Raw genomic sequence first — 19,741 nt, forward strand, 5'->3', positions numbered from 1 at the left:
CTTGTGTTAGCTCAGCTAGCACAAGGGATTTTTTTGTAGTTTTGAAGGAGGACACGAGATGAGCTTGTTGTCTCAAAAGTTTAAGTTTCTTCGCAAGAAGAACGTATCTCCAAGCGGCCATCAAATAACTGAAGATGGCGGTCGCGAGTGGGAAAATTTTTATCGTGACCGTTGGTCTTACGATAAAGTTGTCCGCACAACGCATGGCGTAAACTGTACTGGTTCTTGTAGCTGGAATATTTACGTAAAAAATGGTGTTGTTGCATGGGAAAATCAGGCTATTGACTACCCTGAAACACCAGATGATATGCCGGATTACGAACCACGTGGGTGCCCTCGTGGTGCGACATTCTCTTGGTATCTCTATAGCCCATTGCGCGTAAAATATCCGTATGTACGCGGTGAATTGGCTGAGCTTTGGAGAGAAGCGAAAAAGAATGCTAAGAACCCAATTGAAGCTTGGAAATCTATCGTAGAAGATCCTGAAAAAGCGAAAAAATACAAATCTGCCCGTGGTATGGGTGGCTTTGTGCGCTCCACATGGGATGAAGCAACAGAAATTACTGCTGCATCCTTATTATATACAGCAAAAACATACGGCCCTGACCGCAACGCAGGCTTCTCTGTAATTCCAGCGATGTCCATGTTGTCTTATGCAGCAGGTGCACGTTTCCTTAACTTAATGGGTGGTACACCATTGTCCTTCTATGACTGGTATGCCGATTTGCCACCTTCTAGCCCTCAAGTTTGGGGTGAGCAAACAGATACTCCTGAATCTGGTGACTGGTACAATGCTGGTTACATCATGACTTGGGGTTCCAATGTACCATTGACTCGTACGCCAGATGCTCACTTCTTGACAGAAGTTCGTTACAAAGGTACTAAGGTTGTATCCGTGTCCCCTGACTATGCGGAATCTACAACTTCTTCCGACGCATGGCTTAATGTAAAAGCCGGCACTGATGCGGCTCTTGCTATGGCAATGGGTCACGTAATCTTAAAAGAATATTACATCGATAAAGAAACTCCATACTTCAAAGAGTATGCTAAAGAATTCACAGATATGCCATTCCTTGTACGCGTTGAAGACATCAATGGCACTGTACAACCAGGCCGTTTCTTGAATGCTAAGGACTTAGGTCGCCAAGAGGAAGGCGCTGACTTCCAAATGGTAGTGATCGATGAAACAACAAATGAAATCGTCATCCCAAATGGTACGATGGGCGAACGTCATACACATCCTGAAAAATGGAACTTGCGCCTTGAAAACCGCGATACAGGTGCTAAAATCGACCCTCGTTTATCCGTATTTGATCAACGCGAAGATGTGACTGTTGTTAAGTTGCCATACTTTGGCGATGAAGAGCACGAAGGCGTTATTGAACGTGCTATTCCAACGATTACAGTACAAACTGTTGATGGTCCTGTAAAAGTAACTACAGTATATGACCTCATTCTTGCTAACTACGGTATCGACCGTGGTATCGGTGGTGAAGTGGCTAAAGCGTACACTGATGACACTCCATATACACCTACATGGCAAGAAAAAATCACTGGCGTAAAAGCAGATATCGCTATTGCTACAGCTCGTGAATTTGCAGATAATGCAGAAAAAACTAAAGGTCGCTCCATGATTATCATGGGCGGTGGTATCAACCACTGGTACCATGCGGATATCATTTACCGTACAATCTTGAACCTTATCATGTTCTGTGGTACAGAAGGTGTTAACGGTGGTGGCTGGGCTCACTACGTTGGTCAAGAAAAACTTCGTCCTGTTGAAGGCTGGGGCGGCATCATGACAGCTAACGACTGGAGTAAAGCGCCTCGTTTACAAAATGGTACATCTTGGTTCTACTTTGCTACAGAACAATATCGTTCTGATTGCATCGATTTGGCAGACCGCGTATCTAAATTAGCTAAACCTCGTTACCGTCACCCTGGTGACTACAACGTATTGGCTGCACGTTTAGGCTGGTTGCCATCTTATCCTACTTTCAATAAAGGCAGCCAAGAATTGATTAATGATGCTCGTGCAGCGGGTGCTGGTACAGAAGCAGAAATTAACCAATATGTGGCGCAAGCATTGAAAAATAAAGAATTACAATTCTGCGTAGAAGATCCAGCGGCTAAAGAAAACCACCCACGCAACTTATTTGTATGGCGTGCAAACCTTATCGGTTCTTCCTCTAAAGGTCATGAATATTTCTTGAAACATTTACTTGGTACAAAACATGGTGTTCTTGAAGATGATGATGCACCAGTAAAACCAGAAGAAATCAAATGGCGCGAAGCAGATGAAGCAGGTAAGCTTGATCTTTTGATCGATATCGACTTCCGTATGGCTTCTACAGGTTTATACTCCGATATCGTATTCCCAGCGGCTACATGGTATGAAAAAGAAGACTTGTCTTCTACAGACATGCATCCATATGTACACGTATTCCAAGCAGCTGTTGATTGCGCATGGGAAACTAAATCTGACTGGGATACATTCCGTACCCTTGCTGAAACAGTATCTCGCGTAGCGAAAGAGTCTGGATTCACAGAATACGAAGATATCGTAGCAGTACCTCTTGGTCATGACAGCCCAGGTGAAGTGGCACAACCAGAAGGTAAAGTTCTCGACTGGAGCAAAGGCGAATGTGAACCAATTCCTGGTAAAACAATGCCGAACCTCGTTCATGTAAAACGCGATTACAGTCAAATCTTTGAAAAATATATTGCATTGGGACCTAATATTGAAAACAAAATGGGTGCTCATGGTATGGCATGGGACGTATCTGATGAATACCAAACATTGTATGCACAAAATGGTACAATTGATAACCCAGAATTCATTTCTCATGGCCGTCCAAGCATCTATGAATGTAAGGAAGCTTGTAATGCAGTATTGACATTATCCTCTTGTACAAACGGTAAATTGGCTGTTCGTTCTTGGAAAGCTATGGAAGAAAAAACTGGTCTTTCTGGTCTTGAAAAGAATGCCAAAGGTCGTGAACAAGAAAAAATTACCTTCGATGACATGGTTCGCCAACCACGCTTCATCATTAGCTCTGTAACAAGTACTGGTAAAAACGATAAAAACCGTCGTTACTCTCCATTTACAACATCTACAGAAGATAAGGTACCATTCCGTACCGTAACAGGTCGTCAATCCTTCTATTGCGATCATGAAATGATGCGCGATTACGGTGAAGCTATGGCGTTGTACAAACCTGTATTGTCCTACAAACCAGTACAAGGTGACTACAAACAAGAAGGCGTTCCTGAAATCACATTGAAATACTTAACACCACATCATAAGTGGTCTACACATAGTATGTATTTCGATAGTCAACAAATGTTGACGTTGTTCCGCGGTGGTCAAACAATTTGGCTTAACGAAGACGATGCAGCAGAAATCGACGTTAAAGATAATGATTGGGTAGAAGCTTTCAATAAAAATGGTATCGTTGCAGCTCGTGCTGTAGTTTCCCCACGTATTCCTCGCGGTATTTCCTATATGCACCATTCCCAAGACCGTCACATCAACGTTCCTGGCGCACAAGTTAAGAAACAACGTGGTGGTACGCATAATGCACCAACTCATATTCACATGAAACCGACACACATGATCGGCGGTTATGGCCAATTGAGCTATGGCTTTAACTACTATGGCCCAACTGGTAACCAACGTGATATGACAATTGTGGCTCGTAAAATGAAGGAGGTAGATTGGCTTGAAGATTAAGGCTCAAGTATCTATGGTCCTAAATTTGGATAAGTGTTTGGGTTGTCATACATGCTCTATCACTTGTAAAAATACATGGACGAACCGCGAAGGCGCGGAATATATGTACTTCAATAACGTGGAAACTCGCCCAGGTGTAGGTTATCCACGTCATTGGGAAGACCAAGAAAAATGGAAAGGCGGCTGGACATTAGATAACTCCGGTAAATTGGCTCTTTCTACAGGTTCTAAAACAAACCGTTTGATGAAATTATTCTTCCATCCTGAACAACCAGAATTGAAGGATTATTTCGAACCTTGGACATATGACTATGAAACATTAATTCATGGTGGTCGTAAAAACAACCAACCAGTTGCTCGTCCTCGTTCCCTTGTAACTAAACAAAAAATGGAAGTTACTTGGGGCCCTAACTGGGATGACGATTTAGCAGGTGGTCAACATGCTCGTTCCGACGTGAACTTGACTAAGATGGGTGACGATATCGTATTTGACTACGAAGAAGTATTCATGCGTTACTTGCCTCGTCTTTGCAACCACTGCTTGAACCCAGCATGCGTAGCTGCATGTCCATCCGGTGCGATTTATAAACGCGATGAGGATGGTGTAGTTCTTGTATCTCAAGATGTATGCCGCGGTTGGAGACACTGTGTTCCATCTTGCCCATACAAAAAAATCTTCTACAACTGGGAAACAAATAAAGCTGAAAAATGCGTATTCTGTTATCCACGTTTAGAAAATGGCTTGCCTCAAATCTGTGCTGAAACATGCGTAGGTCGTATGCGCTATGTAGGCGTTGTATTCTACGACATGGATAAAGTTCAAGAAATGGCAGCTACAAAAAATGAACAAGACATTTACGAAAATACAGTTGAATTAATCTTGGATCCTCATGATCCTGAGGTTATCAAAGCGGCTCGTGCTGAAGGTATTTCCGAAGCATGGATTAAAGCAGCTCAAAAATCTCCTGTATACAAACTTGTAAAAGAGTGGGGCGTGGCATTGCCATTGCATCCTGAGTACCGTACATTGCCAATGGTTTGGTATGTGCCACCACTCAGCCCAATCTTGCAACGTGTAACATCTGATGTATACTTGCCAGATGCACACGAAATGCGCGTGCCTGTACAATACTTGGCTAATTTATTTACAGCAGGTAACACAGAAATCTTAGCACGTACATTGCAACGTGTTCTCGATATGCGTGAATACATGCGCCGTCGTGAAACAGGTGACGGTCCTATCGAACACAAGGTAGATTTAACAGAAGATCAAATGTATGCTATGTACAAATTGTTAGCATTGTCCAAATACAATGATCGCTTTGTTATCCCATCTGATGTGAAAGTATCTCGCGAAGGTCGCCTAGAAATGCAACATAACCGCGGATTTGCTTGCCCTACAGGGGGATGTCAATAATGAAGGATGCTCAGAAAATCGCTCTTATTGCGTCATTTCTTCTACGCTATCCTGATGAACAATGGTATAACGAATTACCAGAATGGAGAGAGGACGCCCAATCCGTTGGGCATCCTCAACTTCGCCAAGGTTTATTAGAATTCTTCGACTATGTAGAGGAATCTAATAAAAAAGAATTTGAAGACCAATATGTTCGTACCTTTGATTTTAGTCAAAATACAACGATGTATTTGTCGACCTATGAGTTACAAGGTACAGGGGAACAAGCGGAAGAACTCGTAAAATTTAAAGCTTTCTTCCTCGAAAACGACTATGATTTACCAAAAGAAATGCCAGACTATATTCCTGCACTTCTCGAACTTTGTGCCGTTGTCGATGAAGATAAATCAAAAGAAATTTACGACTATTGTAAGCCAAAATTGGAATACATTAGAGAACGCTTAATCGAGGCTAAACTGCCTTATGCATTCTTGTTTGATATTATCTTGTCTGTTGCAAATGGATTGGAGGACGGTGCACGATGAATCTATTCCTTTGGGGCGCTTTGCCTTACATCGCATTCACCTTCTTAATCGTAGGTACCTTGGTTCGTTTCTTCTATTTTGAAAGAAATTGGACTACAAAATCGAGTGAATTTTTAGAGAAAAAACAATTACGCATTGCTAATCCTTTGTTCCACTTTGGCTTGCTATGCGTTATCGGCGGTCACGTAGTAGGTGTATTAGTACCTAAAGCTTGGACTGCTGCTATTGGTATTAATGACCATATGTACCATGAAGGTGCGTTATATATGGGTGCTGTAGCTGGTATCATTTTCATCGTTGGCTTCTTGCTCTTGATGAAACGCCGCTTCACTGTACCTGCTATGAAAGTTAACACATCTGGCCTTGATAAATGGTTATACTTGTTCTTAACATTAGCTATCTTCAGTGGTATGGCTGGTACTTTGCTTAATGCATCCGGCTTCTTTGACTACCGCGTATCCATCGGCCCTTGGTTCCGTAGCCTATTATCCTTTATGCCTGATCCATCCTTGATGGAAGGGGTACCATTCATGTTTAAATTCCACATGTTGGCTTGGATGGTAGTGGCTATTATCTTCCCATTCAGCCGTTTGGTACACTGCTTGAGTGTTCCGCTCAACTACCTAACACGTCCGTTCATCGTATATCGTAAACGTGATCAAAAATAATTAGGATGATGATTAATCTGTATACCTTTACATAGTGTGTGATACATTAATCGCTAGCCCCTTGTATTGTTGAAAGCTTATGCTGACGACTACAAGGGGCTTTTTATTTACTATTCTGTATTAGATTGTATTTTACTCTCCTATAGAATATATCTGTTTATTGTAATACAGTTAGAATTACTGTAATAGGTATTTAATTTAGAATTATTCTTATAATAAATACTATCTATCTAATATAAGTAATCTACAAAATTCGATTTAAATGATAAACTATATCGTATAGATTGAATTTTTTAGGTATTATTTTAGAGAGGTATATGATGGATCAATTGAAAACAAAACAGCAAAAAAGTATTTACCATATCTTTATATGGATTGTTGTATTCTCCTTAATTATGATCGGTTTATTGGAATGGGGCTATATGGCCGGTGGTCGTGCATTTGGTAACTACAAAGTTTATACAGGCCTTGTGCCTTGGTGTGTATGGATTGTTATGACCTATTTAGCGACTCGCCCTAAATGGTTTACAAGCCGTTATAATTTAGGTGATATGTATAAGGTGCACCGTGCATTGGGTATTGCTACTGTGGCTGTTATTGCGTTCCATTTATACCTCTATTTCGGTAAAGCTGCTAAATCTATCCTTGGTTGGTGGGGTGGTTATGTAGCCCTTACTTCCTTCGGCATAGGTACTATCTCTGGTCTTGCCTTTTTAACTCCAAAACTTAGAAAGGTTACAGCATCTGGTCGTAATGTGGGGATTTGGCTTCATCGTTTAAATCTTGTAGCACTCGTTGCAGCAGATATCCATATTCATGGCTTTAACCGTATTTCTAAAATGGTACCATTCTTACAAGTCTTTGATATCATTACATACGGTCTTGTTCTTTACTGCATCTATTTGATGTTTAAAAAGAAATAATAAGATACCTACAAATCCCTTCTGTATTATACAGAAGGGATTTTTTCGTTAGATTTTCTAAGGAATTCAATATTCTATATTATCAGTTTGATGTATAAATGATTGTGAGATTGATATACATTATCTATTTACTTGCATAATGAAAGTTGATATTATTTGTATGTTAAATATGATAATGATAATTATATCTATATAATTCATTGTCTTTTCATTTTTTATTAATCATTATTTATTGTGTGAGGTTTATTATGATTAAACGTAAAATGACTAGTGCTTTTGCAGTAGCAGCCATGATGGGTGTGGCTACAGCTTTTGCTGTTAACCCATTTTCCGATGTTCCGTCCAATAGCTGGGCATACCAAGCCGTAGATCAATTGGCTACAGCTGGTATTATCAATGGTTATCCTGATGGTACTTTCAAAGGTCAAAATAACATTACTCGTTATGAAATGGCTCAAATGATTGCAAAAGGCATGGCTAATCAAGATCGTGCCAATGCAGAACAACAAGCTATGTTGAATCGCTTAGCCGATGAGTTTTCCAACGAATTAAATACATTGGGCGTTCGTGTAGCTAAATTGGAAGACCGTGTTGGTAATGTTAAAGTAACTGGTGATGCTCGTATCAATTACATCGGTAAAGAGGGAATCGATGGTTATGATTACGAGGATAAAATCACAGCCCGCGTACGTTTAGGTCTTGATGCAAAGGTTAACAAAAATACATCTGTAAAAGCTCGTATTACAACAGGTTCTATCGAGTTAGGCGATAGTTCTAAAGATGCTCAAGCTAACTGGGATTTGGCATATGTAGAGCACAAGTTCGGTAAAAATGTTGTAGTTGATGCAGGTCGTTACACTCAAAAATTTGGCGGCGGCTTGATTTATAGCTCTAACTTTGATGGTGTAGGTGCTACATCTAAGGTAGGTAAAAAAGTTACATTAAACGGTGCGTATGGTTATATGACAGCAGGCCGTTTTGCTAAGACTAGTAAAGCTGATAATGGTGATGTAGGTCTTATCAATGCCAATGTAGCTGTTAATGATCGCTTTAGCTTTGGCGGTATGTTTGCTCATGTTGGTACAACGAATGTACGTATGGGTAATGGCAAGAAAAATAACGAATTCGATAATATATATGGCTTTAATGCTAAATACAATGTTGGTAAATTCGGTATTGATGGCGAGTGGGTAAAAGCATCTGGCTTAAGTGATTCTGACGTTTGGAACGTAGGCGTTAAATGGGGCGATTATAAAATTAACAAGAAGAACTCTTGGATTATCCGCTTAGATTACTTTGATCAATCTAAAAATGCACCTGTATTTAAAACGCAAAAATATGAATCTAATGATTTATTAAAGAAAACACGGTATGAAGGTTATAAAGCATGGCAATTAGGTGCATCTTATGCACCAGAGAAAAATATTGGTATTAATGCATACTATGGCTTTAATGCTAAAACACAAGACGGCAATCGTGTAAATGATTACTACCGTGCTGACCTTAACTTCAAATTCTAATTTCAAATTTTATAATTAGTCCGAATGTTAATATGTAATTAGCTCTAAGTAGAATGCTATGTGGATTGAATTTGTTTAGCATGCTACATTAGACCGACTAGATGTATACTGATAGTTTGTATAAGAAATAGTGAGGTTTATTATGGCAGAAGTAGTAAAAAAGCAGTTTAAGAGTAAATATTATATTTTGATTTGGATTGCAGTTTTATCATTAATTTTTATGGGCATGGTTGAATATGGTTATGTAACAGGTGGCCGACCATTCGGCAACTGGAAGGTTCATTTAGGCCTTGTTCCTTATGTTGCATGGCTTGTATTGACATACATTGCGACAAAACCAAAATGGTTTATCAAACGATATAATCCAAAGGAAATGTTTGAAGTTCATCGCATCGTAGGTATTGTTAGTGTCATTCTCGTATGTGCACACTGGTATGTATACTTCCTAAAAGCATTGAAATCCTTCTTGGGTTTCTGGGGCGGCTATATCTCCCTTGTAGCGATGTTTATTGCTCTTATCTTTGCAGTGTTGTATTTATCACCTTGGGTTGGCAACATGGCAAAGTCCGTATCCCGTAAAAAAGCAATCTGGATCCATCGTTTGAACCTTATTGCTATCATTGCAGCAAATATTCACGTGCATGGCTTTGGCCGTTTATCTAAAATGGTGCCATTCTTACCAGTATTTGATGTAGTAACATATGCACTTGTTATCTATTACATCTACTGGATGTTCAAACAAAAATAGTATGATTGTCATACCTTTTGGATGAGGTTGAAAGTCATATAGTATAAAGACCATCTCTATCCTTTATGTGATAAGAGATGGTCTTTTTTTTCTGTTTAGGATACAATAATATTATGGGTTTATATTCTATAAATCCTTAAAAATATACAGTCTATTAATAAAATAGAGTATATAATAACTTTAAAAGTTAAGAAAGAAGGTCATTATGGATTCTTCTTGGAAACGAATTATCTATCTGATTTGTATTATACAGATCGGTGGGGGAATAACGATTATAGGGGTGCTATCATTCCTACCGTTATTTCTTATAGAGCTAGGTTTACATAATCCAGGTGAAGCTGCTATGTGGGCTGGTATCGTATCAGGTGTAACGCCTTGTATGGTAGCGCTCAGTGCACCGTATTGGTCGCGTAAGGCAAATCAACTGGGACCACGTAAGGTAATGATGTTTATCTTATTTACCTTAATGGTTACGGTGGGGGCCTGTGCTTTCACACAAACCCCATCTCAGCTATTGGTTCTAAGAATTTTGCAAGGTGTAGTGGGCGGCTATGTACCGATAGGACTGGCCATTATTGTACTCATAACACCTGAGGAAAAGGTACCATGGGCGATGGGGCTATATCAAGCCTCTATGGTGATGGGACTCGTATTCGGACCTCTTATGGGGGGATTAGCGGCCGATCTGTTAGGTTATAGAGCACCATTCTTTGTATTTTCTGGATTGACTGGAATTTGCTTATTAGGTATTTATTTCTTAATGCCTAATCTACAGTTTAAGCACAAGGTTGATGCTCAAGAATCACAAATTTCTTTGATTAAATCATTTCTAATGATACCCCGAGTTCGCCTATTAGTAGCGATGCAGTTTTTGTGTAATTTTGGTATTACTGGCATTGGTCCAATCTTACCGCTTTATATCAAACATTATATGTCTGTGAATGATGAATTTGTTGCTACTATTGTGGGCATCATTATCTTTGGAGCTGGTTTGTTTAGTGCATTGGCATCCATTTCAATCAGTAAGGTTACACAACGATTGACGATGCCACGGATTATCTTTACCGCAACATGGGCTGTGGGCTCCCTATTTATCTTGCAATACTTGATGCCTAGCATATGGGGACTTGGTATATTCCGTGCTATTGCAGGATTCTTTATGGGCTTTATTACACCAATTGCAAATACACTAATATCTAAGGCTGTTCCTATTGAACGACGCGGTATTGTCTTTGGGGCTGTATCTAGCGTAGCTATGATGGGTAATGTGTTGGGGCCTATTATTAGTGGTGTGATTGCACGTGCCTTTGGGTATGGTGCTGTATTCTGGTCTACAGCGGCTATATTCTTTGTAGCTTCCTGGTTTGTATACCGTAATTTAGTTGTGTCTCGTGAAAGTAGTTCATCATAGTGAATTTGCTTTCAATGAAATATAATCATTGTAATTGTAATTGTAATTGTAATTGTAATTGTAATTGTAATTGTAATTGTAATTGTAATTGTAATTGTAATTGAAGTTGTAGTAGTTGTAAAAGTTTTAGTTGTATATATAAATATAAACGTTATGTGTGTAGCAAATACCAATAAGAGGGGTTGGTAGTTGTTGTGAAGTATGTTAGTTGTGTAGGACACTAACTATAAGAGAGATGAGAGTGTATCGTTATGTTATTAAAACAATTAGAGTATTTTGTGTGTGTAGTTGATAATAATAGTTTTACCCAAGCTGCGACAGAGCAATATGTGTCTCAATCAGCTATTTCACAACAAATAAAAGCCCTCGAAACAAGTCTTGGCGTCGAATTAATGGTGCGTGAAAAAAGAAGCTTTCAGCTAACACCAGCTGGTCAGTACCTATATCGCTCTGGTAAGAAGTTATTAGAACGTTTTCATGAAATAAAGGTTGAAACGACGCGTATTGGCACAGATGCACGTGTTAGTTTGCGGATTGGTTATTTAAATCGTTATAGTGGAATGGCCATGCAACAAACGGTCATTCGCATGGCGAAGCGCTATAAAAATCTAGATATCCGTATGTATAGTGGCAGCCATGAAGAACTGTATGGCATGTTAGATGATCGCCGTGTAGATGTGATTTTTAATGATCAGTGGCAGATTTTATCTGATGATTTTGAAAGTCATTTGATCGATAAGGCGACTACCGTGATTGAGGTGCCACAAGGGTATACAAAGGAAGGCAGCGTTGAAATTAAAACGATTGATGATTTACCCCTTATCCTAGTATGCCGTGGTAAGTATACGATAGGAGAGGAGGAGCACTATCGTAAGGCCATTGGCTATGCTGGAGCCTTTGCGTATGCTCGTACTTTAGAGGAAGCGCGCTATTTAGTGGCAGGCCAACAAGGCTTATTGTTATTAGATCGCTTTAAATACTTAACAGACTCCATGCCTGGCATTGAGCGCAAGGTATTGACTAATCATGGCAAATCCATGGAACGTAATTACTACTTTGTATCTCAACGAAATCAAAGTAATACTTATGTAGAAGCCTTTAGAGAAATGTTTAATCAAGTTTTGTCAGAGTTTTAATATACTCAGAGTTTTACTATACGAAGATGAATTATAGTAAAACAAAATTCATCGTTATATAACAAAAGATATTTGTATAACAACAGATATTTGCAATATAAAAGCCGTTAGCATATGCTAACGGCTTTGTTGTTTAAGGATTATACTATTGGAGATATTTTGATTAAATATATTCTAAAAGCATTGTAACCCCATCGATGAACAATTTTATACCATAAATGACGAGGACAGCGCCACAGAAGCGGTTGATCCAAGCCATATGGGTGATTTTGATTTTTTTTGCTAACAGATGCATGGTAGCGGCTAAGGATCCAAACCAAATTGGTGTCATAACTAAAAAACCGCCAAAGAAGTGGTAAATGTTCTCTTCTGGGATATTAGCTTGAAAAGCACCGAGCATCATAGTTGCATCAAGTACTGCTTGAGGATTGCCCCAAGATACAGCGATAGCAGATATGATAATCTTACGAATAGGGATATGCGTGTTAACATTGCGCATATCTGGTTCAGTTCTGAATATATTAAAGCCCATGTATACAATCAGTAGGCCCCCAAAAAGGAGTACGATAAGCTTTGTAAGCGGCCACATTTCAAGAATGGCGCCGATGCCAAAGAAGGCTGCCGTACTGAGGCTCATATCAAATAGTGCCAATATGATAAGGGTCAATATGATACGACGTATAGGCTGTACCAATGCTGTGTTGATGATGAAGAGGTTTTGCATGCCAACAGGGGCAAATGTTGCGAGACCGACAAGAAGTCCTTGTAAGAAGTACATGTTAACCCTCCTAACTATAGTATGATAAAGTACTAATAAGGTGAATAGTAGCACGAAACCCCTCCATTACTGGAGGGGTTATTACTATTCTAACTATATACAATTATATCATATTAAAATAGGTATGTATATTTCTTACCATAAACCAATCATATGTTGTGTAGCTAGGCTGACTGCTGTGATGGCAATCCAGCAACAAGCACCCAATGCAAGGGCAGAACCACCGGATTTTATCAATTTTACGATATTAGTATTAAGTCCTATAGCAACCATGGCCATTGTAATAAAGTATTTGGAAATAGTTTTGAATACACTCAAGAATTGAATATCTACATTCGCATAGGATAATACTGTTGTAATAAGAGAACAAATCACAAAGTATAAAACAAATTTAGGGAAGATTTTAGCGATGCTAACACTGCTACCATCAGCTTGAGCAGCACTTTGTTTTGCTTTATATACTTGGTAACTTGCTAAACCTAAACAAATAGGAATAATAGCGAGGGTACGTGTTAATTTAACGATTGTCGCATATTCTAGTACTTGTGTACCAGTGCCTTTCATACTATCCCATACGGCAGCTGTAGCTGTTACAGAGGATGTATCGTTTACGGCGGTACCAGCAAATAGACCAAAGCCCATATTGGAAAGACCAATAGCATCACCAAATGGAGGGAATACAAAAGCTGCTACTACATTGAAGAAGAATACAACGGAGATAGCCTGTGCAATATCTTGATCCTCTGCCTTGATGACTGGTGCAGCTGCAGCGATAGCAGAACCACCACAAATGGAGGAACCTACGCCGATAAGTACAGCTGTATTAGAGTCGATATGAGTGAGTCGATAGATAACATAGGACACGATTAAGGATGTAGCGATGGTTGAAATGATGACAGGTAATGAAATCCAACCTACATGTAAAATCTGTGTAATATTTAAGCCAAAGCCCAATAAAATAACAGCCCATTGTAAAATCTTTTTAGATGTGAAGCCGATGCCGGCACCAGTTTTTTCGCGCTTCCAAGATGTGAATATAGAGCCAATAATTATACCTAAGATGATAGCAAAGATTGGGCTACCGATTAGATGAAACTCTAGGCCTAATAGCCAACAAGGAATAGCGAGGACTGCACAGAGCAGAATGCCTGGCAACGTTTTTTGATTGATACCCATAATAAAAATCTCCTTACTGTACATACAGTTCACGCCATATGTGGTATCATGTGGCGTTTCTCTTCTATAGTTTTAATAATACCACATTGGGGGAATTATAATCTACTAGTAATGTAAGAAATATACAGTATATTCATTTTTATAAATATATAAGAACGAAGAGTATAATAAATGAATATTAATTATAAATATTGAATTAATACGATTTTTGTGGATTTCTTATGAAGGATATAGGTTATAATAAATATTTATATGTGATGAAAATCTCTTGTTTTTCATTGAATATATTGTATATAATGAATAGAATCTATTTTATAGATAGAAATGTAAATGAGGTACCTTATGATTGATATTAAACAAATAATTGAAACCAATAAAGAGTATGTGAAAAACCACCCAGAATTACCAAAAGCAGGATTAACAAGCCATCCTACAAAAAAACTAGGTATTGTCACATGTATGGATACGCGTTTAGTCTGCATGCTAGAAGATGCACTAGGTTTTAACCGTGGCGAAATTATCGTCATTAAAACAGCCGGCAATAGCGTAACACAACCAATCGATAATATCGTACAAAGTTTGCTAGTTGCTACTTATGGTATGGAGATTGAAGACGTATTAATCATTGGCCATGAAAACTGTGGTATGATTGATTTCTCTGCTACTACATTTATGGAGTCAATGAAAGAAAAAGGTATCAGTGAAGATGCGATTCGCATGATCGAACCAGGCCTTATTGACTGGATGGATCGTTTCCATATCTCCGAAGACAATGTAATCTATACAGTTAACTTCTTGCGTCACCATCCACTATTCCCAAAAGGAATGGGATTCTATGGAGGGATGATGGATCCTGATACAGGCGAATTCCGTTATATTGAGATTTAGTGGTGGCCTCGATGGGGCCCATCTACATAACTACATTTAGGTAAAAAAGAGTGATGACTAAAGTCATCACTCTTTTTCTTTTCCCCAATAGCCAACCTATTATTAGCGTATTCAAAGTGGCGGTCTATGACTCTATGGGACTAGTACGGAGATAATGTTATAAAAAGCAGTGTTCCTAAGCGAAGCGCGACTTAGTTTACTATGGAGCACGGAGGTTAGGGACACTACTTTTTAATTAAAATGTAGAGATGCATATGGGCCCCATAGAGTCACAATAATGTAAACTTGAACGCTAATAATAGGTTGACTATATATTCCGTTTGGCTGTATATTGTAATTAGATTGTAAACTTACTCACATAAATTAGTTAACCTATGCGGCGTTAAGTATCGCTGAGAGGAGACATGTATGAAGCAGTTAGGTATTTCTATAATTGGTACAGATACAGATGTAGGCAAGACGTTTGTGACAGGGCTGTTAGGGGCCATGGCTGTAGATGATGGTTTTGCGGTTGGTATGGTTAAACCAGTGTCCTCTAGTGCGGTACCTTTTCCTGAATGTGTAACGATGGATGAGGATAATTATAATGTGGATCTTGAAAGTAAGGATGCTACGCATTTGATGCGTTCTGCAGGCATTCCGGAATCTCGTCGTCATGAGGTTAATCCGTATGCTATCGCAGGTGATTTTTCTCCCCGCCTTGCTGCAGAGTTATCTGGTATAGAAATCGATTATGATGGTGTAGTAGCTCATACATTAGATGTTGTTAATCGCTATGATCTAACCTTTGTAGAAGGTGCTGGTGGTATTACAACACCTCTTTACGGCGATAAAACATTCACGGATTTAATGAAAGATATTAAATTACCAGCCATCGTTGTAGCTGATGGACGATTGGGCTCCATTAACCGCGCGATTTTGACTTGTGAATACGCGAAGATGCATGGTATTGAGGTGAAAGCTATCATCGTAAATGATACAACGGCAGTAGATCCATTCTTATTGAAAACAAATGTAGAGGATATGGAACGATACACAGGTATTCCTGTAGTAGCTGTTGTACCGCCATACCAAGGGCCAGATATTCAAAAGGTTCAGCTTGGTTGGGCTCGATCCTTTGTGGATTCTAAGAAGGTATGGAATACAGTATTAGGTATATAGTAGTTAGATATTGTAATTTAATTTAGACTAATTATTTATGGTAATAGACTGTTATAGTAATTGAGTATTATAGGTATTGAGAGTTATAGTTTGTAGAATTTGTACGTATGAGGTGACGAAATGGCAGAGAAACAGCTTTCACAAGCAGCACAGTGGGACCATGAGTTTGTATGGCATCCATTTACACAAATGCAAGATTGGTTAGCACAAGAACCAGTAGTAATCGAACGTGGTGAGGGGGTATACCTCATCGATGAGAACGGTAAAAAGTATTATGACGGCGTGTCCTCCTTATGGGTTAATATTCATGGACACAATCATCCTGTATTAAACCAAGCCTTGAAGGAACAAGTGGATAAGATTGCTCATAGCACATTGCTCGGTCTTGTAAGCCCGCCATCTGCACAGTTGTGTAAAGAATTGGTAGAGCTCGCGCCAGAAGGCTTAAATAAAGTATTCTTATCCGATGATGGCAGTACGGCTATTGAAGTTGCTATCAAGATGGCCTACCAATATCGCCAACTTGTAGGACAAACAAAGAAAACTAAGTTCATTGCCCTTAATGCAGGCTATCACGGGGATACATTAGGCACCGTATCTGTAGGTGGTATTCAATTATTCCACCAAGTATTCCATAATTTATTATTCAAACCTTTGACATTGCCAAGCCCTGGTGTATATCGCGATGTAGCTGATCGAGAAAAAGCCTTTGAAGAGTCTTTGGCCGAATTAGAACGCATCCTCAACGAAGAGGGCGATGAAATCACAGCTCTCGTTATGGAACCATTAGTACAAGCTGCAGCAGGCATGCTTGTTATGCCTCATGGCTATTTGAAACGGGTTCGTGAATTAACGGCGAAACATGACGTATTCCTCATTGTCGATGAAGTAGCCACAGGCTTTGGTCGTACAGGTAAATTCTTTGCCTGTGAACACGAAGGGGTAGCGCCAGACTTCATGACCTTGTCCAAAGGTATTACTGGCGGTTATATGCCTCTCGCTGCTACATTGACGACACAACGTGTATTCGATGCCTTCCTCGGTACATTTGAAGAAAAGAAAACCTTCTACCATGGCCACTCCTATACAGGGAATGCCTTGGCTTGTGCCGTCGCACTAGCTTCTTTACAAGTATTCCGCGATGAAAAGGTTATCGAAGGATTACCTAAGAAAATCGAGGCTTTCACCAATGCATTGAAGCCAATTGAAAACTTGAAACATGTTAAAGAGGTTCGTCAACGAGGCCTCATCGTAGGGATTGAACTTGAAAAAGATGTGGCTACTCATGAGGCGTATCGTCCAAATGATGCGGTAGGGGCTAAAGTGGCCATCCTTGCTCGTGAACAAGGCCTCATCTGCCGTCCAATCGGTGATGTGGTAATCCTCATGCCGCCATTGGCGTCCACTGTGGAACAATTAGAGGATATGGTTCGCATTGTTGGTGAAAGTATCCAACGCGCTACTGAAGAAGAGGGAATCCTCGAAGACTTACGACCAATAATTCTATAACAATTTACGGCTAAGTATTTTATAAAGATTTAAGGTAAACGTAAAAGCTATATATGTCATGATTCTACGGTTCTAGAGTCGTCGGCATATATAGCTTTTTATATGTTTAGCGGATAATGTTTCGTTAAGTCTTTAAACTATAGACTATACATTGTGAAAATTCGATGATATTTTTGCATATCTATGATACTATATACGTATAAAGGAGGTCATCGTATGGACATTTATGTAATTATGCAAGTTATTATTTTATTTGGTGCCATCTTCCTCGGCGTTCGTCTAGGTGGTATGGGCATCGGTTACGCTGGCGGCCTTGGTGTAGTGTTGTTAAGCCTCGGCATGGGGATGTTCCCAGGGCAGATTCCTTGGGATGTAATCCTCATCATCATGTCTGCTATCGCTGCTATTTGTGCTTTACAACTCGCTGGCGGTCTCGATTATTTGGTGCGTATTGCAGAAGGTATTTTGCGTAAAAATCCTAAGCATATCAACTACTTAGCACCAACAGTTACGTATTTCTTAACGCTATTGGCTGGTACAGGTCATACAGCATTTTCTATGATTCCTGTAATTGTAGAGGTGGCAAAAAGTGAAAATATTAAGCCATCTGTACCATTATCCATTGCCGTTGTAGCAAGCCAAATTGGTATTACAGCGAGCCCAGTATCCGCAGCAGTTGTTGCTATGAGTGGTTTCCTTGAACCATATGGGGTTAACTATCCAACATTGCTTGCCATCTGCATTTCTACTACATTCGTAGCGGTTATGATTACGGCATTTATCATGTCTACCTTCGCGAATAATGATTTGTCTTCCGATCCAGTTTACCAAGAACGTCTGGCAGCAGGTCATGTGGCTCCACCTCGTGAAAAGAGTGCTGATTTCCACTTGAAACCAGGTGCGAAAACTTCTGTATTGATTTTCTTGATTGGTATTATTTGTATCGTATTCTATGCAACTGCCATCTCCAAGAACATTGGTCTTATTAAACCTGTTATTTTTGGTCGAAATGATGCCATCGTTGGTTTCATGATGGTAATTGCAGCGGCTATTACATTCTTTTGTAAAATTGATACAGCACAACTTGTTAATACAAGCACATTTAAATCCGGTTTATCCGCATGTGTCTGCGTACTAGGCGTAGCATGGTTGGGCGATACTTTTGTAAAAGGTCATATTCCTGAAATTAAAGCTCTTGCATCTAGCTTGGTAACAGCATATCCATTCCTATTAGCTGTAGCATTCTTCTTTGCTAGTACATTGTTGTATAGCCAAGCGGCGACTACACAAGCATTGGTACCAGCTGTAATTCTAGCTCTCGGCATTACGCCAGAGAACCCAGGATCCGTATACATTATTATCGCTTCCTTCGCAGCCGTATCTGCACTCTTCGTATTGCCTACATACCCAACACTTTTGGGGGCTGTACAAATGGACGATACCGGCTCAACACGAATCGGTAAGCTTGTATTTAACCATCCGTTCTTCATCCCTGGTGTACTTGCCATCGCGATTTCAGTAGCACTTGGCTTCGTAGTAGCGCCATTGATGTTGTAATAGGTGAAAGTTAAATAAAGCTAATACGAAACATCATAAAATTACAAAAGGACGTAACTCTTAAAGTTACGTCCTTTTTCTTGCATTTACTTATAGATTTTTACTCGCCTTTATTCTTGCAGTTTTTACAGATCCCCGCAATTTCTAGATGATGTTCTGTCACCGTAAAGCCTGCATCAATTAATTCCTGTGGCATTTCTACAACAGGGCAGGTGTGGAGCGGTATCATGGTTCCACATTTGGTACATACTGCATAGTGACGGTGCGTATGAGGGGTAATCTCATAATATGCCATATCGCTACCCATGAGTGTTGTACGGGTAACAATTTCCTTTGTTTCTAACAGCTCAAGGGTACGGTAAATGGTAGACATCCATGTAGTGCTGCCATCACCTAAACGCTCTGCAATTTCCATAGCAGTAATGGGTTTATCTGTAGTTGTTAATACGGACCAAATGGCTTCACGCTGTTTGGTCTTTTTTATGCCTTCAGGCCAATTTGTTGTATTCATAACGCTCTTTCGATTCTGTTTTAATACTAAATATGCTACACAAGTATAAGTAGATAATTTATTTTGCACAGAATAGCTATC

At 39.5% G+C, this 19,741-nt stretch carries 16 protein-coding genes; 13 read left to right on the forward strand and 3 right to left on the reverse strand.

Features of this window, described 5'->3' with window-relative positions:
- The first annotated feature begins 58 nt into the window (after positions 1–58).
- The 9 genes from VRHSUH10_RS07595 (at position 59) to VRHSUH10_RS07635 (ending at position 12,080) form a co-directional block, all read left to right on the forward strand.
- Entirely contained in the window at positions 59–3,733 is a 3,675-nt protein-coding gene (locus tag VRHSUH10_RS07595) for a nitrate reductase subunit alpha (protein ID WP_105090078.1), read from the forward strand.
- On the forward strand, positions 3,723–5,150 hold the full coding sequence (narH, locus tag VRHSUH10_RS07600) for a nitrate reductase subunit beta (RefSeq protein WP_105090079.1): 1,428 nt from the start codon (positions 3,723–3,725) through the stop codon (positions 5,148–5,150). The genes VRHSUH10_RS07595 and narH overlap by 11 nt, the downstream gene beginning before the upstream one ends.
- On the forward strand, positions 5,150–5,674 hold the full coding sequence (narJ, locus tag VRHSUH10_RS07605; protein ID WP_105090080.1) for a nitrate reductase molybdenum cofactor assembly chaperone: 525 nt from the start codon (positions 5,150–5,152) through the stop codon (positions 5,672–5,674). The genes narH and narJ overlap by 1 nt, the downstream gene beginning before the upstream one ends.
- Entirely contained in the window at positions 5,671–6,342 is a 672-nt protein-coding gene (gene narI, locus VRHSUH10_RS07610; protein WP_101928706.1) for a respiratory nitrate reductase subunit gamma, read from the forward strand. Before narJ ends, narI begins: the two co-directional genes overlap by 4 nt.
- Before the next feature lie 320 nt (positions 6,343–6,662).
- Positions 6,663–7,265, forward strand: a complete 603-nt coding sequence (locus VRHSUH10_RS07615; RefSeq protein WP_105090081.1) for a hypothetical protein — start codon at positions 6,663–6,665, stop codon at positions 7,263–7,265.
- Positions 7,266–7,513: 248 nt separating this feature from the next.
- Positions 7,514–8,785: a putative porin gene (locus VRHSUH10_RS07620; protein ID WP_105090082.1), complete on the forward strand. Its 1,272-nt coding sequence runs from the start codon at positions 7,514–7,516 to the stop codon at positions 8,783–8,785.
- 142 nt (positions 8,786–8,927) lie between these two features.
- Complete coding sequence (locus VRHSUH10_RS07625; RefSeq protein WP_105090083.1) at positions 8,928–9,533, forward strand: hypothetical protein; 606 nt, start codon at positions 8,928–8,930, stop codon at positions 9,531–9,533.
- Positions 9,534–9,738: 205 nt separating this feature from the next.
- Positions 9,739–10,944 carry an MFS transporter gene (locus tag VRHSUH10_RS07630; RefSeq protein WP_105090084.1) on the forward strand — a complete coding sequence of 402 codons (1,206 nt, stop codon included), beginning with the start codon at positions 9,739–9,741 and terminating at the stop codon, positions 10,942–10,944.
- Positions 10,945–11,195: 251 nt separating this feature from the next.
- Complete coding sequence (locus VRHSUH10_RS07635; RefSeq protein ID WP_105090085.1) at positions 11,196–12,080, forward strand: LysR family transcriptional regulator; 885 nt, start codon at positions 11,196–11,198, stop codon at positions 12,078–12,080.
- 163 nt (positions 12,081–12,243) lie between these two features.
- Here the strand turns inward: VRHSUH10_RS07635 and VRHSUH10_RS07640 are convergent, their stop codons facing one another.
- Both VRHSUH10_RS07640 and VRHSUH10_RS07645 read right to left on the reverse strand, forming a co-directional pair.
- Positions 12,244–12,858 (reverse strand): LysE/ArgO family amino acid transporter, encoded by a 615-nt coding sequence (locus VRHSUH10_RS07640; RefSeq protein WP_105090086.1) that lies wholly within the window; start codon positions 12,856–12,858, stop codon positions 12,244–12,246.
- Between the two features lie 135 nt (positions 12,859–12,993).
- Complete coding sequence (locus VRHSUH10_RS07645) at positions 12,994–14,034, reverse strand: YeiH family protein (RefSeq protein ID WP_105090087.1); 1,041 nt, start codon at positions 14,032–14,034, stop codon at positions 12,994–12,996.
- A gap of 342 nt (positions 14,035–14,376) precedes the next feature.
- Here VRHSUH10_RS07645 and VRHSUH10_RS07650 point away from each other — a divergent pair, with 342 nt between their 5' ends.
- From VRHSUH10_RS07650 to VRHSUH10_RS07665, 4 genes are all read left to right on the forward strand, one after another.
- Entirely contained in the window at positions 14,377–14,922 is a 546-nt protein-coding gene (locus tag VRHSUH10_RS07650; protein ID WP_105090088.1) for a carbonic anhydrase, read from the forward strand.
- Between the two features lie 408 nt (positions 14,923–15,330).
- A complete protein-coding gene (gene bioD, locus VRHSUH10_RS07655; protein WP_005387661.1) occupies positions 15,331–16,083 on the forward strand; it encodes a dethiobiotin synthase in 753 nt (250 codons plus the stop codon).
- Between the two features lie 120 nt (positions 16,084–16,203).
- Positions 16,204–17,592, forward strand: a complete 1,389-nt coding sequence (gene bioA, locus VRHSUH10_RS07660) for an adenosylmethionine--8-amino-7-oxononanoate transaminase (RefSeq protein WP_105090089.1) — start codon at positions 16,204–16,206, stop codon at positions 17,590–17,592.
- Positions 17,593–17,808: 216 nt separating this feature from the next.
- Positions 17,809–19,149, forward strand: a complete 1,341-nt coding sequence (locus tag VRHSUH10_RS07665; RefSeq protein ID WP_105090090.1) for an anaerobic C4-dicarboxylate transporter — start codon at positions 17,809–17,811, stop codon at positions 19,147–19,149.
- Between the two features lie 100 nt (positions 19,150–19,249).
- On the opposite strand, the gene VRHSUH10_RS07670 is transcribed toward VRHSUH10_RS07665, so the two are convergent.
- Positions 19,250–19,660 (reverse strand): Fur family transcriptional regulator, encoded by a 411-nt coding sequence (locus tag VRHSUH10_RS07670; protein WP_105090091.1) that lies wholly within the window; start codon positions 19,658–19,660, stop codon positions 19,250–19,252.
- Positions 19,661–19,741: the final 81 nt, after the last annotated feature.

Origin of the sequence: Veillonella sp. T11011-6 (genome assembly GCF_002959755.1) — a bacterium.
Lineage (GTDB): Bacteria > Bacillota > Negativicutes > Veillonellales > Veillonellaceae > Veillonella.